We start from the raw sequence: 23,507 nt of genomic DNA on the forward strand, positions 1-23,507 counted from the left end.
ATCCGGAATTCTAGATAGATCTCTCACTGCGTTCGAGATGACAAAAAGGAGTTTTTTTAAGTATGATGATTACAGCCTACCCCTCCAGCACCAACTTTGATACTTCCTTAGAAGGCAGGTCTGACTTGCCCATCAGGTAGGTGTCGATGGCGCGGGCGGCTTCGCGGCCGTCGGAGATGGCCCATACCACGAGCGACTGGCCGCGGTAGGCGTCGCCGGCAGCGAAGATACCCGGTACACTCGTTTGCCAGTTCTGCAGCTTAAAGTTGCCGCGGTTGTCTGTTTCAAATTGGTAGCTGGCTTTGAAGCTCTCGAGCAGCGGGCGTTCATAGCCGATGGCAATCAGCGCCAGGTCGCAAGGCAGAATCTTCTCACTTTCCGGTTTCTCGGTATACTCGTAGCTGTTTTTCCACTCCAGCTCTACCACCTTCAGGCCTTTTACATGACCGTTCTCATCAGCAATAAACTCCTTCGTAAGCCAGCCCCAGCTCCGCTCACAGCCCTCTTCGTGCGAGCTGGAGGAAGTATACGTCATGGGCCACTCAGGCCAGGGGTTGTGCGGTGCGCGCGCCGTGGAGGGCATGTTGCGGTACTGCAGCTGGCTGATGGACCTGGCAAACTGCCGGTTGGCCGTGCCAACGCAGTCGGAGCCCGTGTCGCCGCCGCCGATTACGAGCACATGCTTATCGGTTGCCAGGAGATCTTCTTCAGGTGCTATACTTTCGCCGGCCACCCGGCGGTTGTGCAGCGTCAGGTAGTCCATGGCAAAATGGATGCCCATCAGGTGGTTGCCCGGGATGTCGAGCACGCGCGGTTTGCTTGAGCCGATGGCCATGAGCACCGCGTCATACTTGCGGTGCAGCTTTTTCAGGGTGATGTCCTTGCCAATCGATACACCTAAGTGAAAATGGATCCCTTCTTCTTTCAGAATATCGAGGCGGCGGTCGATTACCCACTTCTCCAGCTTGAAGTCCGGAATGCCATAGCGCAGCAAGCCGCCAGCCTTATCATCCTTATCGTACACGTGCACCTCGTGACCCGCCTGGTTGAGCTGGGCCGCAGCGGCCAGCCCGGCAGGGCCGGAGCCCACAACGGCTACTTTTTTGCCGGTGCGGCGCAACGGTGGCTGTGGTTTTACCAGCCCCAGCTCAAACGACTTCTCGGCTATACTTTTCTCAATGTGCTCTATAGCCACGGCCGGTTTGTTGATGGACAGCACGCAGCTCGACTCGCAGGGGGCAGGGCAGATGCGACCCGTAAACTCAGGGAAGTTGTTGGTGCTGTACAGAATCTGCGCCGCGCGCTCCCACTCGCCCTCGTAGACGGCATCGTTAAAATCCGGAATCTGGTTGCCCAGGGGGCAGCCGCTGTGGCAGAACGGCACGCCGCAGTCCATGCAGCGACTGGCTTGCTGCCGGGTCTTTTCCTCCGGAAAGGAAGTATAAATCTCATTCGAATCGTTGATTCTTTCTTTAGGGTCGCGGGCTTGTGGCAGCTCGCGGGTATATAGCAGGAATCCGTCAGTCTTTCCCATTAGGCAATCGCTTTAACTGTTTCACTTTCACTTTTCTGCAGGGCCTTCTTCAGGTCGTGCGGCATCACTTTCTGGAAGAATTTCTGATGCACGTGCCAGCCTTTGAGCATGTCCTTGGCCAGCGCGCTGTCGGTGTAGGCGACGTGCTCTTGGAGCTTCTGCTCTATCCAGGCAAGGTCGGTGGCGTCGGGTTGTTCCAGCTCTATCATGGAGAGGTTGCACTGGTCGGGGAAGGCGTTGGCCGGGTCGTAGACGAAGGCCATTCCCCCGCTCATGCCGGCCGCAAAGTTGCGGCCCACCGCGCCAAGTATAAGTACCTTGCCGCCGGTCATGTACTCGCAGCCGTGGTCGCCGATGCCTTCTACCACAGCCTCGGCGCCCGAGTTACGCACGCAGAAGCGTTCGCCGGCCATCCCGTTGATGTAGACCTTGCCCGAAGTGGCGCCATACAAGGCTACGTTGCCTGTGATGATGTTCTCGTGCGCCACATAGGTAGAATCTTTGAACGGCTGCAGGATGAGTTTGCCACCTGAGAGGCCTTTGCCCAAATAGTCGTTTGCTTCGCCTACCAGGCGGAAGGTGAGCCCGGGTGCCAGGAAAGCGCCGAAGGTTTGTCCCGCAGAGCCGTGGAAGGTGGCATTAAAGCTATCCTCCGCTAAACCATCCTTGCCATACTTGGTGGAGACCTCATAGGAGAGCATCGCGCCTACCGAGCGGTCCACGTTGATGATACGGTACTCGTAGGGCGTGTTCTTGTCCTTCTTAAAGTCGCGGATGAGCTTCTTGTCCAGCACGTTTTCAATGTCGTGCTCCTGGTGTATCTGGTGGTAAATGCCCACGTTGTTCGGCGCTACCTCCTGGTGCAGAATCGGGTCGAAGCTAAGGTTCTTGAGTTTCCAGTGGTTGAGGTCGTTGCGTACTTTGAGCACCTGCGGCTGCCCCACCATCTCGTTTATACTTCTGAAACCAAGCGAGGCCATGATTTCGCGCAGTTCCTGGGCCATGAAGCGGAACAGGTTCACCACGTGCTCCGGCTCGCCGGTAAAAAGCTGGCGCAGTTCCGGGTTCTGGGTGGCGATACCAACCGGGCAAGTGTTCAGGTGGCACTTGCGCATCATGATGCAGCCTTCCACAATCAGGGCAGCGGTGGCCACGCCATACTCTTCGGCGCCCAGCAGGGTAGCTACCGCCAGGTCAAAACCTGTCATCAGCTTGCCGTCTGTCTGCAGCACCACGCGGCTTCGCAGGTTGTTTTTCACCAGCGTCTGGTGCGCCTCGGCCAGGCCCATCTCCCAGGGCAAGCCCGTATGGCGAATCGAGCTAAGCGGACTGGCACCCGTGCCACCATCGGCACCGGATATCATAATCGCGTCGGCTTTGGCTTTGGCCACGCCGGCAGCAATCGTGCCCACGCCCGCCTCGGCCACCAGCTTCACGTTGATGCGGGCCTTGGGGTTGGCGTTTTTCAGGTCGTAAATCAGCTGCTTCAAATCCTCGATGGAGTAGATGTCGTGGTGCGGGGGCGGAGATATCAAACCAACGCCCGGGGTAGAGTGGCGCACGCGGGCAATCCACTTGTCTACCTTATGGCCCGGCAACTGACCGCCTTCGCCCGGCTTGGCGCCCTGCGCGATCTTTATCTGAATTTCATCGGCGTTGGCCAGGTAGTGGCTCGTCACGCCGAAGCGGCCGGAGGCCACCTGTTTGATGGCAGAGCGCTCGGAGTCACCATTCTCTTTTAACGTATAGCGCGCCTCGTCTTCGCCGCCCTCGCCGCTGTTGCTCTTGCCGCCGATGCGGTTCATGGCAATAGCCAGCGTACTGTGCGCCTCATGCGACAAAGAGCCGAAGGACATGGCCCCGGTGGCAAAGCGCTTGAGTATACTTTCTACGGGCTCCACTTCCTCTAAAGGCACCGACTGACGCTTGCGGAACTCGAAGAGGTGGCGCAGTGTAATAGCTGACTGCTGGTGCTCGCGCAGGAGTTTGGCGTACTCTTTATAGAGGCGGTAATCGCCCAGGCGCGTGGATTTTTGCAGCAGGTGGATTACCTCCGGGCGCAGCAAATGCTCTTCGCCGCGTCGGCGCCATTGGAAGAAGCCGCCTGTCTCCAGCAGCTTGTCCTCGCTGGCAAAGGCAGACCAGTGTTTGGTCAGCGCCTCCTGCTCCAGATCCTCAAAGTTGAGGCCCTCCAGCCGGCTGACTGTACCCTTGAAGCATTTCTGAATCACTTCCTGCCCAAAGCCGATACACTCGAAAATCTGCGCACTCTGGTAGGCTTGCAGGGTGCTGATGCCCATCTTGGAGAGGATTTTCAGCAAACCGTTTCCTACAGCCTGGATGTACTGCTCGGCATAATAGGAGAAAGGCTTGGAGGTGTCCAGCTTCTCCTGCTCCAAGAGGTGCTGCACGGTATCATACACCATGTACGGGTACACGCAGCTGGCTCCGTAGCCAATGATGGTGGCAAAATGATGGATCTCCCAGGCATCGCCTGCCTCTACCACCAATCCGGCTTTAGTACGGATGCGCTTCTCTACCAGGTGGTGGTGGATGGCGCCCACTGCCAGTAGCGACGGAATGGCGGCACGATTAGCTTCTACTGCCCGGTTTGAGATGATCAGGATCTTTTTACCCTTGCCAATGGCCGCCTCTGCTGCCGCGCAAATCTCGTCGAGCGCCTTCTGCAATGCCCCTTTCTCCTTTGTGGAGAAGGTGGCGTTGATAGTATGGTTATCAAACCCTTCGGCTTTGAGGTTGATGAGCTTGTTAAAGTCGCCGTGGCTGAGCACCGGGTGCGAGATGTGGATCTGGCGCGTGTGGGCCGGGGTTTCATCCAGCACGTTCAGCGACTCGCCCAGGCGGGTAAACAGCGACATCACCAGCCGCTCCCGGATCGGGTCGATGGGCGGGTTGCTGACCTGCGCGAAGTGCTGCTTAAAGTAGTTGGCCACATGCTGGCTCTGGCGCGAGAGCACCGCCAGCGGCGTATCAGACCCCATACTTCCCAAGGGCTCCTTGCCGGTTGTAGCCATGGGCTGGATGATGAGTTTGAGGTCCTCGGAAGTATAGCCGTAGGCTTTCTGCTTCTGCCGCAGCTCCTCCGGCGACACGGTGTTCAGGCAGAAAGCGGGATCCGGCCGCTGGTGCAGCTTGATGCGGTTTTGCTGTATCCACTCAAAGTATGGCTTGTCGTTGCAAACCAGCTGCTTTATCTCCTCGTCCTCGTAAATTCGGTTCTCCTCCAGGTTGGCAAGCAGCATCTTGCCCGGCTGCAGGCGGCCGCGGCGCACCACATCTTTGGGGTTTACCGGCAGCGCACCCGCCTCAGAGGCCATGACTAATCGGCCCTGCTTCGTGATGCAGAATCGGGCCGGGCGCAGGCCGTTTCGGTCGAGGGTGGCACCAATCTGCTTGCCATCGGTAAAGAACAGCGCAGCGGGGCCATCCCACGGCTCCATCAGCGCTGCATGGTATTTATAGAATGCCTTCCGGTACGGGTCCATGAACGGGTTGTCCTGCCAGGCCTCGGGCACCAGCATCATCATCACATGCGGGAGCGGGCGCCCCGCCAGCGTGAGCAGCTCTACCATCGCGTCGAGGTTGGCCGAGTCGGAATTCGCCGGGTTGGTGATGGGCAGGAGCCATTTGAGTTCTTCTTCAGTAAAGAGCGGCGAAGACATCAGCGCCTCCTTCGACTTCATCTTCGTCACGTTGCCCCGGATGGTGTTGATCTCGCCGTTGTGCGCGATAAAGCGGAAAGGCTGCGCCAGCTTCCAGTTGGGGAAGGTGTTGGTTGAAAAACGGGAATGAATGAGCGCTAGTGCCGATTTGAACTCCGGGTGGCGCAGGTCGTGGTAATAGGCCTCTACCTGGTCGGTTTTCAGTTGCCCCTTATATATAATAGTACGCGAGGAGAAGCTGGGCATGTAGAAAGTGCCGTTCTCGCCGCTGACTGTTTTGTTGATTTCGTGGGTGATGAGGCTGCGCAATACAAATAGTTTGCGCTCCAGCTCTGCCTCTTTTATACTTTCATCGGTGGGCTGCACAAACACCTGCTCGATGTAGGGCTCCACCGCCTTGGCTTCGTGTCCGGGTACACGCGGGTTCACCGGTACCAGGCGGTAGCCCAGCAGCGTGAAGCCTAACTGTCGGATGCACTGGTTCATGACCTGCCTGCACTTATCCCTGACTTCGTACACGGTAGGGAAGAAGATCATCCCAACGCCATAGCTGCCTTCCTGCGGCAGTTTTATGGCAAACTCGCTTAGTTGTTTCTTAAGAAAGCTGTGCGGGAGTTGCACCAGGATGCCGGCGCCGTCGCCGGTTTCAGGGTCGCTGCCTGTGGCGCCGCGGTGTTCCATGTTGGTGAGCATCGTCAGCGCATCTTTTACAACGCTGTGCGATTTCTTACCATCCAGGTTTACCACACATCCAACACCACAGGCATCGTGCTCAAACTCGGATCTGTACAATCCTTGGGGGAGGTTATTTTGCTGGGTCATTTCACGAAATGTATTAATCATACTTGGTTTTAAGGGAGAGAGAATTCATAAATTATAAATAAAGTATTTACTATGCAAATTCTGTGGATTGTAAATTTTTCAACGGTTAGTGGTTTGATTTTATAAACATCAATAAAAACGGCTGTTAATTAGTAAATTTTAATGATTTGCGTAGTTTGTTTAGCTTTGTGATAGCATGCTCTGAAAGGTGCTTCTTAGAGTGTCATGCAAAGGTGGAAAGCGACAGAAGTATTTTGAAGTAAATACAGAAAGTGAGTCGTTACTTAGACTTATCGAAAAAGTTATAAAATAGACTGTGTTGCGTCCGAAAAGCTTATTTTTGATAAGTCAGACAGAGAATCAATAGGTTACAGTGAATTATACTTCAGCCTTTTTATTTCCAGGAAAGTATTAGTTATTTCGGCGCCTCATAAATGGTATAGCGTAGTATAAATTATGAACCCTTTTGTATTAGGAGTTGACATTGGCGGCACCCATATTACGGCGGCTACGGTGGACATGGAATTGAGAGCGCTGCTGCCCCAGACACAGGTGCGGGAGCATATTAACGCTGCTGGCTCTGTAGAAGAAATCACGACTGCCTGGGCAGCGGCGATGGCGGCGGCTATGGGGAAGAGCGGTCATCCGGTACAGCAAATCGGGATTGCCATGCCAGGACCATTCGACTACGCCAACGGCATAGCGCTGATGCAGGGGCAGGGCAAGTATGATGCGCTGTATGGCGTGGATGTGATTGCCCTGGTAGCCGATAAGCTCGGCCTCGACAAATCAGCTATCCGAACCTTAAATGACGCGGCCTGCTTTTTGCAGGGAGAGGTGTTTGGAGGAGCCGCAAAAGGCTATGGCAGAGCCATCGGCATGACCCTCGGGACCGGGTTGGGCACCGCCAGGTATAAAAATGGTCTGGCCGAAGATGCTGATCTGTGGAAAGTACCCTTTGGAGAAAGTATAGCCGAGGAGTACCTGAGTTCGAGGTGGTTTGTGAAGCGCTATACTGAGCTAACAGGAAAGCAACTGCCGCATGTAAAGGCGATGGTGGACAAGTTGCCGCAGGAGCCGGTGGTGGGGGAGATTTTCCGGGAATTCGGCGAAAACCTGGCCAAGTTTCTGGTGCCCTTTATCCAAGAGGCCACGCCGGAGGTGCTGGTGCTGGGTGGTAATATCAGCAAGGCCTACGCCCTTTTTGGGCCTGCTCTGCGGCATGGGTTGGCGCAGCAGAATTGTTTGATTCCAATTAAAACAGCTATACTTGGCGAAGAAGCAGCGCTGCTGGGCGCGGCTAGTTTGTGGGTGGAGTGAGCCTACCCCGGCCCTCCCCTAAGAACAGGGGAGGGAGTTTTATACTTTGCCGGGTCCAACCAATCCTTGCCCCTCCTTGGCTAAGGAGGGGAGTCTATGATTACTCTGGCTGAAGTATAAGTTTCATAGCTGCTGTTCTCGCGCGGACAGGTCGCGACCTGTCCCTACAGGTATAAACCCACCCTTAGCCCCTCCGAGGAGGGGAATTATACTTGCTACTCTCTCTGTCATCTCGAGCTGTGCCATAGAACTAGCGGGAATTCTAAACAGAACTCTCCCGATGGTCGGATGACAGCAAAAGCAGTGGCTATCGACCTTATCCCAGCCTTTGGGTTGAGCGCCTTCTAGATTTCCGGTGCCGCAGGCAGCCCAAGGTACGAGGGCAGGAAATGTAGACAGCGCGATGCCCGAAGGCGAGCCCTCTCGGGCTTGAGAGCTCCAATGCCAGAGGTGCAACTGTTGGCTTGTGGGAACTAGAGGATGAACGGAAGCTAGTAAGTATAGCTTGTGTCAAGCAGAAGGAAGCGGTGGCTACGGTAGTATAAGTATGAATCAGCAGTTATTAAAGTATATCAGAAGCTATAAAGTATAGCCAAAGTATAAGCTTTTCAAGCCAGTTGGGTTACAAACCCAACCTCATAGGTAGGCGCGGGTTGCAAACCCGCGCCAGCAATGGGGAATAGAGTATAGCCGAAGTATAAAGCACGACTTTACAAGCTGGCCCCTACTTATACATCTCCCCAATCAACCCCTCATACTTCTGCATGATCACCTTCCGTTTCAGTTTAAGGGTTGGGGTGAGTTCGCCGTTGCTGATGGTCCAGTGGTGCGGGAGGAGTTCGAAGCGTTTCACCTGCTCTACGGGGTTGAAGAACTGGTTGTAGTGGTTGATGGCTTCCTTGATGAGCGTTCGTACCTGTTTGTCCTGTGCGGCCGCATCGTCGCCGGGGTAGGGCAGCCCTTGCTTGGCGTACCACTCCTTCAGGGCGTGGAAGGCAGGCACGACCAGCGCCCCCACATACTTCTGCAGCTCGCCCACCACCATGATTTGCTCAATCCAGTGGCTCTCCACCATTTTGTTTTCGATGGGTTGCGGGGCGACGTACTTGCCGCCGCTGGTTTTGAACAGCTCCTTCTTGCGGTCGGTGATTTTGAGGAACTTGCCGTCTACCATGGTGCCGATGTCGCCGGTGTGCAGCCACTCGCCGGAGATGACCTCCGCTGTCAGGTCGGTGCGTTTGTAATAGCCCAGCATTACGTTCGGGCCTTTGCAGAGAATCTCTCCGTCTTCGGCTATTTTCACTTCCACGCCCTCCAGCAGCGGCCCCACGGTGCCGAACATGCGGTTCTTCTCCGGGTAGCGGTTGCCGCTGATGATAGGGGAGGCCTCGGTCAGCCCGTATCCCTCCTGAATCACCACACCGGCTGCGGTGAACACTTTTAGTAGGCGCACCTGGCAGGCGGCCGCTCCGGTGATGATGGCTTTTACCTCGCCGCCCAATGCCTGACGCCATTTACTGAAAATAAGTTTGTCGGCCAGGGCCAGCTGCACGCGGTAGTTTAGAGGTTGTGGCTGGTTTATCTCAAAGCGCTCGGCTAGGCCCAGCGCCCAGAAAAACAGCTTCTTTTTGGTGCCGGTGAGCGCGTTGCCTTTGGCCAGGATGGTTTCGTATACTTTCTCCAGCAGGCGCGGCACCGTGGTGAAAAGCGTGGGCTTTACCTCCCGCAGGTTCTCGCCAATCTTTTCCATCCCCTCGGCATAGTAAATGGATACCCCGCAGTAGAAGTAACAGTAGGTGGCCATGCGCTCGAAGGCGTGGTTGAGCGGCAGGAAGCTGAGTGCGCGCTTGCCGCGTACCCCAATCTCCTCAATAATCTTGGCGCTGCCGAATACGTTGCTCACAACATTGCGATGCGAAAGCATCACGCCTTTCGGAACACCGGTGGTGCCGGAAGTATAAAGTATGGTCGCCAGGTCTTCCTCGCCAATGGCCTCGCGGTGCCTGTTTACTTCTTGCTCCGCTTCCGGCGTGAGGGGCGAGAGCAACTCAGTCCAGCTTTTAGCATGGGGCACCGGCTTGAAAGTATAAACCTCCTGCAGGTCTGGCAGGGCGTGTATTATTTCCTGTAATTTCTCGTGCAGTACCTCATCCCCCACAAAAATTACTTTAACGCCTGAGTCGCTAAGTATAAATTTGAGCTCGCTGTTGTTGATGTTCGGGTACACGGGCACCGACACGGCCCCTGTCTGCTGAATGCCCAGGTCCACAATCATCCACTCCGGGCAGTTCTGGCTGAGGATGGCTACCTTGTCCCGGCCCTCGGGGGAGCCGTCGCCGCTGGTGAGGCCCATGCCTAGCAGGGCGGCGCTGATTTGGTTGGCCATGTCGCGCACCTGCTGGGTGCTATAGGTGTGCCAGGCGCCCTTTTCCTTGGCGGCCAGCATGTCCGGCAGCGGGAAGTGCTCCAGCTGGTAGGTAACACAGTCGAAGAGTCTTTTAGGCACAGTCATCTTGCCCGAAACAGTAGCTTGCATCTGGTGCTATTCGTTAAACAAACCAAACCGACTCCGGCTCCAGCGAGACCTGCACGGCATCACCGGCACGGAAGCCGTTATCCCATACTTTGGCTTTGACCACGTCGTGGGGCAATTGTACCTCCACCTCGTAGAAACTGCCAAAGAAATGTATACTGTTTACTTCACCTGGCAGTGCCTTGTTACTTTCGGCGGATAGCTTTAGCCTTTCTGGCCGCACCAGCATACTTTTGCCTTCCGGTTTTAGGTTGTATAAAGTCGCAAAGGCACTGGTGCCCTCGTCGCTTAAAAGGTTGTAGCCCCCGAAAAGTGCGGCCGTATACTCGTTGGCCGGTTGCCGGTACACCTGCTCGGGTGTGCCTTGTTGCTGCAGCTCCCCATCCTTCAACACCACCAGCTCGTCGGCCCAGGAAAGGGTGTCGTGCGGGTCGTGGGAGATGAGGGTGCAGGTGATGTCGAGCGCTTCGCTGATGTCGCGGAGCACCTCCTTGAGTATACTTTTATGGGCGGTGTCGAGGTTAGAGAAAGGCTCATCGAGCAACAGCAGGCGCGGTGAGGTACTGAGCAGGCGGGCCAGGGCGATGCGCTGGCGCTCCCCACCTGAGAGCTGGTTCGTTCTCCGGGACAGTAGGTGGTCTATGCGGCAAATCTCGTACAGAAAATCTGCTCCCTCGCCCGAAAGGGCATTCGCATACTTCAGCACCTGCTCCACGCGCAGCGAGTGCGGCAGCTCGAAGTGCTGCGAGAGGTAGGCGATGCCGGGATGACCGGGCACGAGTTTATCGGCCGGGCCGATCACGCGTTCTCCTTCGAAAAGTATAGAACCGGTAGTAGGCTCCACCAGTCCGGCAATGACTTTGAGCAAGGTGCTTTTGCCAGCGCCTGTTTCTCCGGCAACGGCTACCTTACGGAATTCCTCCTGGGTGAAACTGATGTTTTTAAGGATGGTTTTACCTGCCTCCTCTACAGAGATACCGGTAACGTCTAAAAAGCTCATTTATATCGAGGGGCAATAAATCTGAAATGCATGTATTAACTATGGGCAAAGGTACTGCAAAGGCAGAAGCTTTCCCATCCCCGGGTTGGAATTGGTGAGCGGGATGTTACGGGTTTATACTTGGTCTGATGCCGCAAAAGTATACTTAAAGCAGGCTCAGTCATTTAGCCAGACCAGCGCCTCTTCCCTAGTATAAAAACTGCGCACCGAAAAAGCACCCTTCACTTCATCGGCTGCCTTTTCAGCTGCTTTCTCGCGGTAACCAAGGCCGGTCGTAAGCCTGGCAAGCTTCTGAAGGCGCGTCGTGCTCAGGTCCTTGGCAAACTGGTCTACAATGGCGCCATACTCCTGCTCAGGCAGCGTAATGGTAGACTTTCTGGAGTCTGCCAGAATCTTTTTAATGTCGTAGTTCCTGACCGTGTTGATCAGCTCTGCTAAGATAAAGCGCAGCTCATAAAGCGTGTAATCGTGGATGTTGGGCCACTCTACAAAGAGGGTGTCCGTAGCGGGATTAAACTCAAGCTTAATAAACTGATTAGGGATGAGCATCGGTTTTTCTGAAAAAGGAAGGGGGCAAATATAAGTCGAAGCTTAAAGCCATCACAGGAAAAATGCTGTTTTCTCCTTCAGAAGTTCAGCGTAGATGCCTTGGGCCATTAGGTGCGGTAAACTGCTCTCCGCCAAATATCTACTGCTGCTTTCCTTCCGCGCTCTGTGGCTTTGCCACCGCCTTTTTTACGGCCGGCGCTACCACCGTGCCCAGCAGCTCGATGGCGTGCAGCATCTTTTTGTGCGGCAGCGTACCTACACTGAACTGCAGCAGGAAGCGGGTGTTGCCGAATAGCTCGTACTCGTATAGAATCTTGTCGATGACCTGCTGCGGACTGCCCACCAGCAGCGAGCCCTGCGGCTGGCGCATCAGCTCGTAGTGCTCCCGGCTCATCGGCGACCAGCCCCGCTCGCGTCCCAGCTTGCTCATCACCTGGGCATAAGGACCGTAAAACTCATCCGCCGCCTTTTGGGAGTCTTCCGAAATATAGCCGTGCGAGTTGATGGCCAGCTGGAACCTGGCCGGGTCGTGGCCTGCCTTTTTATAGGTCTCTTTGTAGAGGTCGGTGAAGGGTTCAAAGCGGTCGGGCATGCCGCCAATGATGGCCAGCGCCATAGGCAAACCCAAGCTCGCGGCCCGCACCACGGAGGCTGGCGTGCCGCCCACGGCAATCCAGATGGGCAGTTCCTGCCCGTAAGGCCTGGGGTAAACGCCCCGGTTCTTGATGGCGGGGCGGTGCTTGCCTTCCCAGGTCACGTGCTCATTTTTGTTAAGTTCGAGCAGCAGCTCCAGCTTTTCGGTGAAAAGGGTATCGTAATCTTTCAGGTCGTAGCCAAAGAGCGGGAAAGACTCGATAAAGGAACCACGGCCAGCCATGATTTCGGCGCGGCCCTTGGAAAGCAGGTCTACGTGAGCAAAATCCTGAAACACCCGCACCGGGTCGTCGGAGCTAAGCACCGTAACGGCACTGGAAAGTTTGATGTTTTTGGTCCTGACAGCGGCGGCGGCCAGCACCACAGCCGGCGAGGAAACCAGGTAATCGGAGCGATGGTGCTCCCCAATGCCAAACACGTCCAGCCCCAGTTGGTCGGCCAACTCCACTTCTTCGAGCAGGTTGCTGAGTCTTTCCTGCGGCGAGAGCAGGTTGCCGTTGGTGGGGTCCGGGGTGTTTTCTACGAAGGTGGTGATGCCGATTTCCATACGATATCTATACTTGGGTTTAACAAGAGCAATGATGCAAACTATAAAATCTGAGCAGAAGTATAAAACAATAGCTGCCTGTGGGCTGTCTTTTAACTTTACTTTCTGCTAGGCTTTTTCGTTCTTTAAAAGCAAACAGGAGGCGAAATTGTTTTGCAGCTTTAGTGCATCACCCCTAAATCGTACCAGACCAACATGCTCGACATCGTTATAGAAGCCCGTAAAGCCGCCATTGCTCCCGGCATGAGTGTGCGCCGCATCCTTCCTTTCCGCCTGCGCCGCATGGTAGGCCCTTTTATCTTTATGGACCACGCCGGGCCGGTGGATGTGCAGCCGGAGCTGATGCACAACATGGATGTGCTGCCGCATCCGCACATCGGTCTTTCAACGGTCAACTACCTTTTCGGGGGGCAGGTAACGCACCGCGACAGCCTGGGCGTGGAGCAGGTGATACGGCCGGGGGAGGTGAACTGGATGACGGCCGGCAGCGGCATTGCCCACTCCGAGCGCTTCGAAGACCCCGCCACACTGGCAGGTGGCGAGTTGGAGATGATTCAGACCTGGGTGGCGTTGCCGGAAAAAGACGAGGAATCAGCGCCTGCCTTTACCAACTACAAACCCGAGCAGCTTCCGGTGTTTACCGACACAGGCGTGTGGATGCGCCTGATTGCCGGGCATGCTTACGGGCTGCAGAGTAACGTAAAAACACATTCGCCTATGTTTTACCTGCACGTGGTGCTGGAGCCGGGCGCCCGCTTCGGCCTGCCCAGAGAGCATGCGGAGCGCGGCATCTACGTGGCCAAGGGAAGTATAGAAATAGCCGGCAGCACCTATACGGTAGGGCAGATGCTCGTTTTTAACAAGGAGGCAAGTCCGGTGATACGGGCCAAAGAGCACACGACGCTGATGCTGCTGGGAGGTGAGCCGCTGGGCGAGCGCTACATCTGGTGGAACTTCGTTTCGTCGCGGAAAGACCGCATCGAGCAGGCAAAAGCCGACTGGAAAGAAGGACGCATCCTGTTGCCGCCATCGGATAACCTCGAGTACGTACCCTTGCCGGAAGATAAATCAAAGCCGGCGGGAGGCCCCGCACCGCAGGCACTTTCCTAAGACAGGCTTCGGGCTACAAACCAGACGGCGATTTACTTTGTTAGCGGTTTATACTTCTGCTAACCCTTAATTCTGTTACCCAGTCACCCGCATGATAGCACCTGCTGATTTGTTTAGGCTGCAGCGGCTCCGCTGCAGCGCTTTTTGCCATCCCGCCACCTCCGAGTTCTACAACATCCTGTTGCTGGAGGGGATCGGCCAGCTTAGCCTGGATTTTACGGAGTATACTTTCAGCGGCAAAATTGCCCTGTTTACCTCACCTTACCAACACCTGAGCATCAGCAGCACGTCGGATGTAGAGGTGGAGCAGCTCACCTTTCACGGTGACTTTTACTGCATCGAGTACCATAAAAATGAGGTGGCCTGCAACGGGCTGCTGTTCAACAACCTCTACAGCCAACCATTTATTAACCTAAAAGATAACGAGCTGCACCAGGTGTTCGAAAAGCTGCGGGTGGAGATTGAAAAAAACGAGGCCTACTCCGAGCCGGTACTGCGAACCTACCTGCAACTCATCCTGGCCATTGCCAGCCGGGTGAAGCGGCAGCAACAGCTCGATGCCGCCGTCGCCCCGAACCCGATGGAGAAGTTCCGGGAGCTGCTGGAACAGCATTTTCTCACAGAGCGCAGCATTACCTTCTACGCTCAGGAAATGGCGCTTTCGCCGGGCGCCTTCTCCCGCAAGTGCCGGTTATACTTTGGCAAGTCGCCCTCGCAGCTGCTGCAGGACAGGGTGGTGCTGGAAGCTAAAAAGCAGCTGCACCTCACCCACAAAAGTATAAAGGAGGTGGCTGTGGCCCTGAACTTCGACGACGAGCATTATTTCAGCCGCTTCTTTAAAAAGCACACGGGCGTGTCGCCCACGCTGTTCCGGGAGAAGGTGGGCATCTCGGTGGTGGCAGATTTGTCCATGAGATAGAAAAATCTGTCCATGTTGCCGGGATAAAGTATAAAGTAGGTTTGCAACATGAAAGAACTCACACAAAACCTGCTGGTTCAATTAGCTGACGCACAGCGCTACTTTATTCATTTTATCCGGATTTCCATCTTCATCGTCATGGCCTGGATTGGGGGGCTGAAGGCCTTCCAGTATGAGGCGGACGGCATCGTGCCCTTTGTGGCCAACAGCCCGTTCATGAGCTTTTTCTACAGCAAGGAAACACCGGAGTATGCCAAGTATAAAAACAAGGAAGGGGAGGTGGTACCCGAAAACATCGCCTGGCACCAGGAAAACAATACCTATGCTTTCTCTTATGCCTTGGGCGCGGTCATCATCGCCATTGGCACCGTCACGCTGCTGGGTATTTTCAACGCCAAACTGGGCGTAGTGGGCGGTTTACTGACCTTCGGCATGTCCATCGTCACGCTCTCTTTCCTCATCACTACCCCGGAAGTATACGTGCCGGACCTGGGCGGCCCAGACCACGGGTTCCCTTACCTATCGGGTGCAGGAAGGCTGGTACTGAAGGACATCATTATGATGGCCGGCGGCCTGGTGGTTGCCTCGGATGCCGCCAAACGGCTGTTGGAGGGAAACCGGGTAAAAGCTGAAAAAGCAGCTGTTAGGGCGTAACGTTGGTGCGGCTATACTTTGTACTGAGGCATCTGGAACGGTCAAAGTATAGGGAAAGTATAAAGTATAAAACTCAAGTTGTAATTAACCCACCCCTACCCCTCCGAGGAGGGGAATAACCTGCTCTTTTGCGGAAGTCCTCGTTATGGCGCGAGCGTCCACGCTCGTGACTGGCTATAGTTTGGGCCTCCGGCCCAGTCGGATTACAAATCCGACCTGATAAACAAGGCACGGGTTGCAAACCCGCGCCAGCAAGTGGGAATTCCCCTCTTGGGAGGGGTAGGGGTGGGTTTACACCTTCCTACAATAGTAAATCGAAACCTGAGTCCTGTAAAGTATAAAGAGCACACCAACGCGAAAACATTTGCGATAGTAAACGGTATTAACCCCGAAAGAGTAAAATCAGGAAGAAAGAAATACCTTCACGGCAAAGAAACAGGCGCGCTCCATGTACGAATTATTTTTTGAGGAATTTAACAAGAAGGTTCCGATCACGGCCGAAGAGCAGGAGCAGATAAAACATTACCTCACTCCCAAGAAGCTCCGCCGAAAGCAATACCTGCTGCAGGAAGGGGACGTGTGCAAGTTTATTGCCTTTGTAGAAAAAGGCGCGCTGCGGGCCTACTCCGTAGACGAGAACTTTACCGAGAACATCATCCAGTTTGGCCTGGAAGGGTGGACCATTTCCGACCTCTACAGTTTCCTGACGGAGGAGCCTGCCGTGTACAACATCGATGCCCTGGAGGACTCCGAGCTGGTGCTCATCAGCAAGTCGGCGCACGAAGAGATGCTGCAGACAATTCCTAAGTATGAAACTTACACCCGCCTGAACATTACGGGTGCTTACCTGGCCATGCAGCGCCGGATAACCACTATTATCAGCTCCACCGCCGAGGAAAGATACCAGGATTTTATCAACCTCTACCCGCATATCGCGCAGCGCGTTCCCCAGCACATGATTGCCTCTTACATCGGCCTTACCCCCGAAACCCTGAGCCGCATCCGCAAAAAACTCTCCTCGGGCAAGTAGTTTTCCCATCCTCCAAACCCCTTGATTTAAATCAAGGGGTTTTCTTGACAATACGCAATGCGGCAGGGCCTCCCATCGCCGTACCTTTGTATTGTTAAAAGTACAGCGCATGATAACGAAGCAAACCATCACCATTGTAGGAGCCTCCGGAAGTATGGGCACAGCTATTTCCAGTAGCCTGTCGCGGGGAAACTACCGGTTGCTGCTTTGCGGGAGTGAACTTGCCGAAGTACAGAAAGTGGTAGATGCGGTAAAGTATAGCATCGCCGCAGCGGAGGTGGAGGCCCTGGACTGTACGCTGGACGCCTGCTGGGAAGCGGACATTATCGTTCTGGCGGTGCCTTTTGCGGAAATGCAGGAGGTGGCTGACCGGATACGAGAGGTGGTGAACCAGAAAGTGGTCATCAGCCTGGCCAACCCGCTGGATGACGCGACCGATACCCCGGCGACAGGGGTAGTGGCGGAGTTACAGAAACTGCTGCCTTATACCAAAGCGGTGCGTGTGTCTGCCAATCCTTTCACAGATGCCAAACCGAAAGAGGTCATTATTGCCGGAGATGACGAGGAGGCGCTGGAAACGGTTTCCGAGCTGGTGAGCACGGCCGGTTTCCGACCGGTAGTGGCTGACGCCGGAGCACCAGATACTGCTTCTGAACCGGAAGTATAAGCTGGCCGGAGCATCCTTAACAAGTAATTCAACTAAAAATCAACACCATAATTTAATTCAACACACAATTTTAAACATCTTATGAAAAGAGCATTTTTAATTATTTTCGCTTTCATTTCGCTTTCAGCTTTTACCACCCTCAGCAGCGTTTGGACGAACGACGACGCCCACTCACAGCTTGGTTTTACTGTAACGCACCTGGGTATTTCCGACATCTCCGGAACGTTTGACGATTTCGATGTGAACATCACCGCCACAAAGCCTGATTTCAGCGACGCGCAGGTGGAACTGACAGCCAATACCGCTTCTATCAACACCCGAGTGGCAGACAGAGACAACCACCTGAAGAGCCCAGATTTCTTTGACGTGGAGAAATACCCGACACTTACTTTCAAAAGCACTGGCGTGAAGAAAGCTGGCAAAAACGCTTACAAGCTTTCCGGTAACCTGACTATGAACGGCGTAACCAAGCCCGTAACAATGGACATGGTATACAAAGGCTCTGTAGAGAACCCAATGAACAAGAAGCAGACAGCTGGTTTCCAGGTAACAGGCACTATCAAGCGCTCAGACTTTAACCTGGGTAACGGCTTCCCGGCTCCAATGATTAGCGACGAAGTACGCATCAAGGCTGACGGCGAGTTTATCCAGTAATCCATACTTTAGGAACGTACTATGAAGAGGCTTCTGAACGTATATCCGAGCGCGACTGGCATTGATGTGGCGCTGCTGATTACCAGGGTAGCGGTTGCCTTCCTGATGCTGGCGCACGGGCTGCCCAAAATGGAACAACTATTCGGAGACGGACCCATCCAGTTTCCGGCGGTGCTCGGCCTTAGTGCCGGCATCTCGCTTGCCCTGGCCGTTTTTGCCGAAGTAGTTTGTTCCGTACTTATCCTGGGAGGGCTGGGCACCAGATTGGCTGCTATTCCTTTGCTCATCACCATGCTGGTAGCGGCGTTTTATGTGCACCTGCCAGACCCCTTTGCTCAAAAAGAGCTGGCAATCATGTACCTGATTCCGTATGTGGTGCTATTGCTGATGGGCAGCGGAAGATACTCCCTCGATTACCTGATACTGCAACCTTCCTATAAGCGAAGACTTTCGATGGAATAGTGCCCTAAGGGGTATACCGCTTGAAAGTATAAACTGAGAGAAGGTACCTTCTCACTGAGATTAAAAGCAAGTTGCCCGACCTAATCAGGTCGGGCAACTTGCTTTTTGTGTATAGGCGCTTGCCTGAAATTATACTTTTAGGGACGTGCGTCGACCTTACTTACTCGGTCAAAGTACTCGCGCTGCAGTTCCAGCGTTTTGGTGTCTGCTTTCACGGCTTTCAGCGCCTTTACCAGCGTTTCCACCTTGTTATCAGTAATTAGCTTGCCTAATTCCTTCGAGGCTTTGGCACCCTCGCCGGCATAATGGTTCGGGTAGCTGGCGTACCACCAGATGCCGGTGTATAGGTTAGGCAGCGAGGCCATCCGCTTCTGGTCTTCCCCGGACTCGGTTGTAGCAAGGTTCTGCTTCACCAGGTCGGGGCGCAGGTAGAGCAGGGTGGAGGTCTCATTTTCGCCGGCATGCATGTCGCCGGCCGCATCAGATTTACGCATCTTTCTTGCTTTTTCCGCAAATGCTTGGTCTTGGCCGGGGTCGAAGAAATACACAGCATAGTCGCGACGCTTCTCCAACTGGGCCTGCACAAAGTAGCGCAGCAGCTGCGGGTTGCCGCCGTGGCCGTTCACGATAACAATCTTATCGAAGCCGTTCCGGGCAATTTCCTCCACAGTGGCCTCGAGCAGGTCCCAAACCACGCGGCTGGGCAGCGCGAAGGTGCCAGGTTGTTGCTTTGCTTCGTACACCTGCCCGTAAAAGTAGTCCGGGAAAACAACGGCATACTCCTGCTTGGCGGCCATGGCCGACCACTCCCGCACGTGAATCAAATCAGAACCAAGCGGGGCGTGCGGGCCATGCTTCTCCAGAATGCCAATAGGCAGGATGCAGGTGCGGTTAGATTTCTCCAGCGCCTTGGGCCAGTCATTGGCGGTGAGCTCGTCCCAACGGTACGGGATGCTCTGTGCCACGGCAGTAGTCGTAGCGAAGAGAAATAGAAGTAAAAGAAATCGCATAGGTTAGAATAGGTTAAGGTGAGATTATACTTTGTGAATATAGTATTCTTGTGATTCAGTTGCAACGTTTCTTTGTCTGTTTAAATCTGAATATGTGCTGCTTGTCTTGGTCGCCTCCTGTTGTTTGCATGGGACTATCAGAAGAGCTGTAGACGAAGGCTGCCAGGGGCTGCTGGTTGCTGAACAGTATAAAAAGCAACGGGCCCGACTTCGTAAAGCCGGACCCGATGCTGAAAAGTATAAACACTTGCCTGAAGCTTAATGGAAGAACAGGTAGGCGATGAAGATGGCGGCAATCACGCCTGCCAGGTCGGCCAGCAGGCCGCACGTGAGCGCATACCTCGATTTACGGATTCCTACCGAGCCAAAGTATACAGCCAGGATATAGAAGGTAGTTTCGGTAGAGCCCTGGAACACGGAAGCCATGCGGCCCACAAAAGAATCGGCCCCGTAATTGGTCATGGCCTCCACCATCAGCCCGCGGGCGCCGCTACCGCTCAACGGTTTCATAAAGGCTACCGGCAGGGCAGGTACGAAGTCGGTATTCACACCGGTCAGGCCGATGAGGTAAGCGATGCCATCCACCAGCATATCGAGCGCGCCGGAGGTCCGGAATACCCCAATAGCCACCAGTATCGCCACCAGGTACGGAATGATGGTAATCGCGACTGTAAACCCTTCCTTAGCTCCTTCGATAAAGGCCTCATATACATTTACTTTCCTGAAAAGGGCCAGCCCGATAAAGGAGATGATGATGGAGAATAAAATCACGTTGCTGGCGACGGTGGAAATAACGCTTACCTGCTCCTGCGGGATAGTGGAGAAATAGTAAATCAGGGCCCCTATCAGCACGAGCAGGGTGCCCAGGTAAGCCATGATAACCTTATCAAACAGGTTAATGCGCTGGTAAATAGCTACAGCAATCAGGCCAACCAGTGTAGCGAAGAAAGTGGCCAAAAGTATAGGGATGAATACATCGGAAGGGTCGGCGGCCCCCAGTTGTGCCCGGAACACCATGATGCTGATTGGGATGATGGTGAGGCCGGAGGTGTTGAGCACCAGGAACATGATTTGCGCGTTGGAGGCCCTTTCCTTTTCGGGGTTGAGCTCCTGCATCTCTTTCATTGCCTTCAGACCGAGGGGTGTGGCGGCATTATCCAGCCCCAGCATGTTGGCCGAGAAGTTCATCAGGATGGAGCCATATACGGGGTGGTTGTTGGGAATCTCCGGGAAGAGGCGGTGGAAGAAAGGGCCCACCAGCCGGGCCAGGATGGCCACCACGCCACCTTTCTCGCCCACTTTCATCAGCCCCAGCCAGAGCGTCATCACGCCCGTCAGGCCCAGGGAGATTTCGAAGCCCAGCTTAGCGTTGTCGAAGGTGCTGGCCACGAGCTTCTGGAAGATCTCGGTATCGTTAAAAAAGATGAGTTGAAACAGGGCAATTGCGAAGGCCACCAGGAAAAAGGTAGCCCAAAGGTAATTTAAAACCATTGGCTAAAAGGTTGGATAGGTTCAAATTTAGCCTGTAAGATACAAAGCCGGTATAAGAAAAACCATTGGCCCTTTGGCAGAACCAATGGTTTTCCGGGAATATTTTGCCGGAAGTGGAGTGCGGCTAATACAGCCTGCGAACAAGGCAAAGCTGAAGTATGGAGCCTGTGCTCTGTTACCTGAAGATGTACTTTCTACCAAAATTTCCACCACTTACTCTCAGGCTTTACATCATCAAAGCCAGCTGGCACTTCGCCATCATACTTCATATGTTGTTCAACGGCGGCTTTTACATAAACAAACAAGTCATCTTCTTTGCCATTCATTATTCTTTTCATAACTCTTTGCACAGGCCAAATTGTCGTTCCATTAAGGGAGGTAATAGCAACATTTATTTCGCCCTGCGGGTCTTTGTCGTCTGTTTCCCATTTGGAACCGTTCGAGTTCTTGATGATAACTTCTCCTGTGTAGGCTCCAATGGCAAATATCTTACTCCCAAGGCCACTCGAAAGAAAGCTTCCCTTTTTGGGTTGCCCGTTTATGAGCTCCTTATCCAGAAAGCTTTCAATATGTCGAAGACTTTCTACAGAGTAGTCAAGCGGTTTGCCAAATGTCTTGAAAGTTCTTACAAGGAGATTTGATGATGACTTAATATCTTTTCTTAAAGAGGCCATGTATGATTCCATTTACAGATTACAGCAGGCTACAGTACCAACCCGTGGAACAGCTCCGGCTTATCGACACTCAGATCGTACACAAACCCGTTTACGATGGCGTAACGCAGCTTCCCTTTTTCATCGGAAAGTATAAAGTTGGCGTCGCCATTCAGGTTTAAGTCGTGGTTGACCTGGCGGGAGGTGCTTACCACGTTGAGCGGGAGTTCCAGCGGGTTTATACTTTCGGGCAGCTGCTCTACCTGCACCGTGGTATACCCTTTGGCCAGCAGGCTCTTGGCGCGGCGCGGCTTGAGGTCGGCTATACTTTTAAAAGGCTTGTCGTATACTTTGCCCGGCTCCAGGCGCAGCCCCGACGCGTCGATTTCCTCATACCCGTGGAAGATGCTCATGTCGCCTACCTGCGCTACCGAACTGCGGTGGTAGAAGCCCTTGCCCACCGGGGCGTCTTCTTCGTCCCGGAAAACACCCACATCCAGCAGCACGTCGTGGCCGTTGCGGTGGAAACGCACGTTGCGCAACACCAGGTCGTAGAGGTTGCGTTCGTTCTGCGGGATTTTGTAGTAATCTTCAAGGGCGTAAGCGGAGTAGCCGTTTTCCGAAATCAGGTGCAGCGCCGAGAGAATGGAGGCAAAGTTGAGCCGGCGGATGTGCTGCTTCTCCGGGTCGTTGGGGTAGCCGCCCGACTCGATAAGAATCACGCTGGTGCCCCATTTCTGGATGTTGTCACCAAAGGCCCGGGGCTCGAACTCATCAGAGTACTTGGCCACATGGCCCGGCACAAGCTGCTGCAGCGCCTCGTTCATCCCCACAATCGTGCGCATGGCCCGCTCGCGCACATGGTTGACGGTCTGGGCATGGTCGAAGGCGGGGGCCAGGAACGAGATGGTGGCGGGCTTGGGACCGCTGCCAGCCGTGTAGTAGCGGCTCTGGTCGTGCAGGTTAAAGCCAAACTCCGGGTTGAGGCTGTCGCGCAGGGTTTTGAGCAGGCGGGCCTCCGGACTCTGCAGGCGCAGCGCGTCGCGGTTCAGGTCTATTTCTAAAGCGTTATGGCGCCGGTACTGCTCGGCCCCGTCGGGGTTAAGCATCGGCACAAAGTATAAAGTGATGTTCTCGAGTAGCTGCTGGCGCAGCGGGTTCAGCGCGTCAGACTGCTGCAGAAAGTTGAACAGGTCAAACATCGCCATGGTGGCTGTGGGTTCGTCGCCGTGCATCTGCGACCAGAGCATGACCTTGGTTTTGCCGCTGCCGGCCTTCACCAGGTAAATATCGCGCTGCTCCACCGACTGGCCCGCCACCTGTACCTCGAACAGCGGGTTTTGGCGGAGCTGCTCCAGCAGCGGCACGATGTCCTGGTGCTTAAACCGGCGGTGTTGCAGGCTGGGCTCTATGTAAGTGGCGTGTTGGTCGAAGGCCTGCTGCGCCACCTGCATTGCGGATGGCGACTGGGCCTGAACGTGTAAAAAGCTCATGAGTAACAGGATGAGGGTAAAAGGTTTACGCATCGGTGCACGGGTTTAGAGGTGGCACTGCTTCAGCTGGGTAAGTTATAAAGTATAGCGCTGGAATGAAATGGCTGTTTATACTTTTTGCGTATTACCCCGGCCCTCCCCTAAAAACAGGGGAGGGGGTTTTGCAATACCGGGTCCAACCACCCCTAACCCCTCCTTGCCTAAGGCGGGGAGTCTGTCATTACATTGGCATAAGTTTAAGTTTCATAGCTTCTGTTCTTGTGCGGACAGGTCCCTACCTGTCCCTGCAAAGTATACACCCACCCCTGCCCCTCCGAGGAGGGGAATTATACTTGCCGCTTTCCCTGTCATCTCGAGCTGCGCGAGAGATCTAGCGGGAATTCTAAACAGATCTCTCCCGATGGTCGAGATGACAGCAGTGGCAGAAGCTATCGAATGATACCCAGCCTTTGGGTTGAGCGCCTTGTAGATTTCTGGTGCCCGCTAAGGGCATTGCGACCGAAGGGTAGCAAAGGAAATGTACACCGCGCGATGCCCGAAGGCGAGCCCTCTCGGGCTTGAGAGCTCCAAAGCTAGAAATGCAACATGAGCTTATGTAAGTCTGGAGGATGAACCGAAGCTAGCAAGGATAGCTTGGTTCGTGTGAAAGGAAGCGGAGGCTAATAGAGGCACAAGCAGACGCTTGCGCCAGATAAGTATAAAGTATAGCCCAAGTATAAAAG

At 54.4% G+C, this 23,507-nt stretch carries 18 protein-coding genes; 8 read left to right on the forward strand and 10 right to left on the reverse strand.

What is annotated here, in order from left to right; translation table 11 throughout:
- Positions 1–76 precede the first annotated feature (76 nt).
- Positions 77–1,534 carry a glutamate synthase subunit beta gene (locus BM040_RS16310; RefSeq protein WP_092103716.1) on the reverse strand — a complete coding sequence of 486 codons (1,458 nt, stop codon included), beginning with the start codon at positions 1,532–1,534 and terminating at the stop codon, positions 77–79.
- Entirely contained in the window at positions 1,534–6,060 is a 4,527-nt protein-coding gene (gene gltB / locus BM040_RS16315) for a glutamate synthase large subunit (protein WP_245756261.1), read from the reverse strand. Before gltB ends, BM040_RS16310 begins: the two co-directional genes overlap by 1 nt.
- Positions 6,061–6,495: 435 nt before the next feature.
- On the opposite strand from gltB, the gene BM040_RS16320 reads away from it, so the two are divergent.
- Positions 6,496–7,359, forward strand: a complete 864-nt coding sequence (locus BM040_RS16320; RefSeq protein ID WP_092103720.1) for an ROK family protein — start codon at positions 6,496–6,498, stop codon at positions 7,357–7,359.
- 724 nt (positions 7,360–8,083) lie between these two features.
- Here BM040_RS16320 and BM040_RS16325 read toward each other — a convergent pair.
- The 4 genes from BM040_RS16325 to BM040_RS16340 all read right to left on the reverse strand — a co-directional run bounded on the left by BM040_RS16325 (position 8,084) and on the right by BM040_RS16340 (position 12,642).
- Positions 8,084–9,895 (reverse strand): AMP-dependent synthetase/ligase, encoded by a 1,812-nt coding sequence (locus BM040_RS16325; RefSeq protein ID WP_245756262.1) that lies wholly within the window; start codon positions 9,893–9,895, stop codon positions 8,084–8,086.
- A gap of 13 nt (positions 9,896–9,908) precedes the next feature.
- On the reverse strand, positions 9,909–10,892 hold the full coding sequence (locus BM040_RS16330) for an ABC transporter ATP-binding protein (RefSeq protein ID WP_092103722.1): 984 nt from the start codon (positions 10,890–10,892) through the stop codon (positions 9,909–9,911).
- A 156-nt stretch (positions 10,893–11,048) separates the two neighbouring features.
- A complete protein-coding gene (locus BM040_RS16335; protein ID WP_092103723.1) occupies positions 11,049–11,441 on the reverse strand; it encodes a hypothetical protein in 393 nt (130 codons plus the stop codon).
- Positions 11,442–11,580: 139 nt separating this feature from the next.
- A complete protein-coding gene (locus BM040_RS16340; RefSeq protein ID WP_092103725.1) occupies positions 11,581–12,642 on the reverse strand; it encodes an LLM class flavin-dependent oxidoreductase in 1,062 nt (353 codons plus the stop codon).
- Between the two features lie 195 nt (positions 12,643–12,837).
- Between BM040_RS16340 and BM040_RS16345 the strand changes: the two genes are divergently transcribed.
- The 7 genes from BM040_RS16345 to BM040_RS16375 all read left to right on the forward strand — a co-directional run bounded on the left by BM040_RS16345 (position 12,838) and on the right by BM040_RS16375 (position 18,138).
- The gene (locus BM040_RS16345; RefSeq protein WP_092103727.1) at positions 12,838–13,752 is read left to right on the forward strand and encodes a pirin family protein; all 915 of its coding nucleotides are present in this window, start codon (positions 12,838–12,840) and stop codon (positions 13,750–13,752) included.
- Positions 13,753–13,843: 91 nt separating this feature from the next.
- Entirely contained in the window at positions 13,844–14,671 is an 828-nt protein-coding gene (locus BM040_RS16350) for a helix-turn-helix domain-containing protein (RefSeq protein WP_092103729.1), read from the forward strand.
- A gap of 48 nt (positions 14,672–14,719) precedes the next feature.
- Positions 14,720–15,325 carry a reactive chlorine resistance membrane protein RclC gene (gene rclC, locus BM040_RS16355; RefSeq protein WP_092103731.1) on the forward strand — a complete coding sequence of 202 codons (606 nt, stop codon included), beginning with the start codon at positions 14,720–14,722 and terminating at the stop codon, positions 15,323–15,325.
- A 448-nt stretch (positions 15,326–15,773) separates the two neighbouring features.
- Positions 15,774–16,355 (forward strand): Crp/Fnr family transcriptional regulator, encoded by a 582-nt coding sequence (locus BM040_RS16360; protein WP_092103733.1) that lies wholly within the window; start codon positions 15,774–15,776, stop codon positions 16,353–16,355.
- Between the two features lie 109 nt (positions 16,356–16,464).
- Positions 16,465–17,022: an NADPH-dependent F420 reductase gene (locus tag BM040_RS16365; RefSeq protein ID WP_092103735.1), complete on the forward strand. Its 558-nt coding sequence runs from the start codon at positions 16,465–16,467 to the stop codon at positions 17,020–17,022.
- Between the two features lie 81 nt (positions 17,023–17,103).
- Positions 17,104–17,676, forward strand: coding sequence for a YceI family protein (locus tag BM040_RS16370; protein ID WP_092103737.1), 573 nt, complete (start codon positions 17,104–17,106; stop codon positions 17,674–17,676).
- Positions 17,677–17,697: 21 nt separating this feature from the next.
- Positions 17,698–18,138, forward strand: a complete 441-nt coding sequence (locus BM040_RS16375) for a DoxX family protein (RefSeq protein ID WP_092103738.1) — start codon at positions 17,698–17,700, stop codon at positions 18,136–18,138.
- Positions 18,139–18,275: 137 nt separating this feature from the next.
- Here BM040_RS16375 and BM040_RS16380 read toward each other — a convergent pair whose 3' ends face one another.
- The 4 genes from BM040_RS16380 to BM040_RS16395 form a co-directional block, all read right to left on the reverse strand.
- Positions 18,276–19,148: a creatininase family protein gene (locus tag BM040_RS16380; protein ID WP_092103740.1), complete on the reverse strand. Its 873-nt coding sequence runs from the start codon at positions 19,146–19,148 to the stop codon at positions 18,276–18,278.
- Positions 19,149–19,406: 258 nt separating this feature from the next.
- The gene (locus BM040_RS16385) at positions 19,407–20,639 is read right to left on the reverse strand and encodes a nucleoside recognition domain-containing protein (protein WP_092103742.1); all 1,233 of its coding nucleotides are present in this window, start codon (positions 20,637–20,639) and stop codon (positions 19,407–19,409) included.
- Between the two features lie 194 nt (positions 20,640–20,833).
- Entirely contained in the window at positions 20,834–21,325 is a 492-nt protein-coding gene (locus BM040_RS16390; RefSeq protein ID WP_139217834.1) for a hypothetical protein, read from the reverse strand.
- 17 nt (positions 21,326–21,342) lie between these two features.
- The gene (locus BM040_RS16395; protein ID WP_245756263.1) at positions 21,343–22,818 is read right to left on the reverse strand and encodes a M14 family metallopeptidase; all 1,476 of its coding nucleotides are present in this window, start codon (positions 22,816–22,818) and stop codon (positions 21,343–21,345) included.
- Between the last annotated feature and the right edge of the window lie 689 nt (positions 22,819–23,507).

The organism is Pontibacter chinhatensis, from assembly GCF_900113285.1.
Lineage (GTDB): Bacteria > Bacteroidota > Bacteroidia > Cytophagales > Hymenobacteraceae > Pontibacter > Pontibacter chinhatensis.

What these genes read in the sequence shown, in the direction of transcription:
- BM040_RS16390 (WP_139217834.1), bottom strand. Translation starts at nt 21,325, where the DNA reads ATGGAATCATACATGGCCTCTTTAAGAAAAGATATTAAGTCATCATCA.
- BM040_RS16330 (WP_092103722.1), bottom strand. Translation starts at nt 10,892, where the DNA reads ATGAGCTTTTTAGACGTTACCGGTATCTCTGTAGAGGAGGCAGGTAAA.
- BM040_RS16375 (WP_092103738.1), top strand. Translation starts at nt 17,698, where the DNA reads ATGAAGAGGCTTCTGAACGTATATCCGAGCGCGACTGGCATTGATGTG.
- BM040_RS16370 (WP_092103737.1), top strand. Translation starts at nt 17,104, where the DNA reads ATGAAAAGAGCATTTTTAATTATTTTCGCTTTCATTTCGCTTTCAGCT.
- BM040_RS16395 (WP_245756263.1), bottom strand. Translation starts at nt 22,818, where the DNA reads ATGCGTAAACCTTTTACCCTCATCCTGTTACTCATGAGCTTTTTACAC.
- BM040_RS16345 (WP_092103727.1), top strand. Translation starts at nt 12,838, where the DNA reads ATGCTCGACATCGTTATAGAAGCCCGTAAAGCCGCCATTGCTCCCGGC.
- BM040_RS16365 (WP_092103735.1), top strand. Translation starts at nt 16,465, where the DNA reads ATGATAACGAAGCAAACCATCACCATTGTAGGAGCCTCCGGAAGTATG.
- BM040_RS16335 (WP_092103723.1), bottom strand. Translation starts at nt 11,441, where the DNA reads ATGCTCATCCCTAATCAGTTTATTAAGCTTGAGTTTAATCCCGCTACG.
- BM040_RS16360 (WP_092103733.1), top strand. Translation starts at nt 15,774, where the DNA reads ATGTACGAATTATTTTTTGAGGAATTTAACAAGAAGGTTCCGATCACG.
- BM040_RS16310 (WP_092103716.1), bottom strand. Translation starts at nt 1,534, where the DNA reads ATGGGAAAGACTGACGGATTCCTGCTATATACCCGCGAGCTGCCACAA.
- BM040_RS16380 (WP_092103740.1), bottom strand. Translation starts at nt 19,148, where the DNA reads ATGCGATTTCTTTTACTTCTATTTCTCTTCGCTACGACTACTGCCGTG.
- BM040_RS16340 (WP_092103725.1), bottom strand. Translation starts at nt 12,642, where the DNA reads ATGGAAATCGGCATCACCACCTTCGTAGAAAACACCCCGGACCCCACC.
- BM040_RS16385 (WP_092103742.1), bottom strand. Translation starts at nt 20,639, where the DNA reads ATGGTTTTAAATTACCTTTGGGCTACCTTTTTCCTGGTGGCCTTCGCA.
- BM040_RS16325 (WP_245756262.1), bottom strand. Translation starts at nt 9,895, where the DNA reads ATGCAAGCTACTGTTTCGGGCAAGATGACTGTGCCTAAAAGACTCTTC.
- gltB (WP_245756261.1), bottom strand. Translation starts at nt 6,060, where the DNA reads ATGATTAATACATTTCGTGAAATGACCCAGCAAAATAACCTCCCCCAA.
- BM040_RS16350 (WP_092103729.1), top strand. Translation starts at nt 13,844, where the DNA reads ATGATAGCACCTGCTGATTTGTTTAGGCTGCAGCGGCTCCGCTGCAGC.
- BM040_RS16320 (WP_092103720.1), top strand. Translation starts at nt 6,496, where the DNA reads ATGAACCCTTTTGTATTAGGAGTTGACATTGGCGGCACCCATATTACG.
- rclC (WP_092103731.1), top strand. Translation starts at nt 14,720, where the DNA reads ATGAAAGAACTCACACAAAACCTGCTGGTTCAATTAGCTGACGCACAG.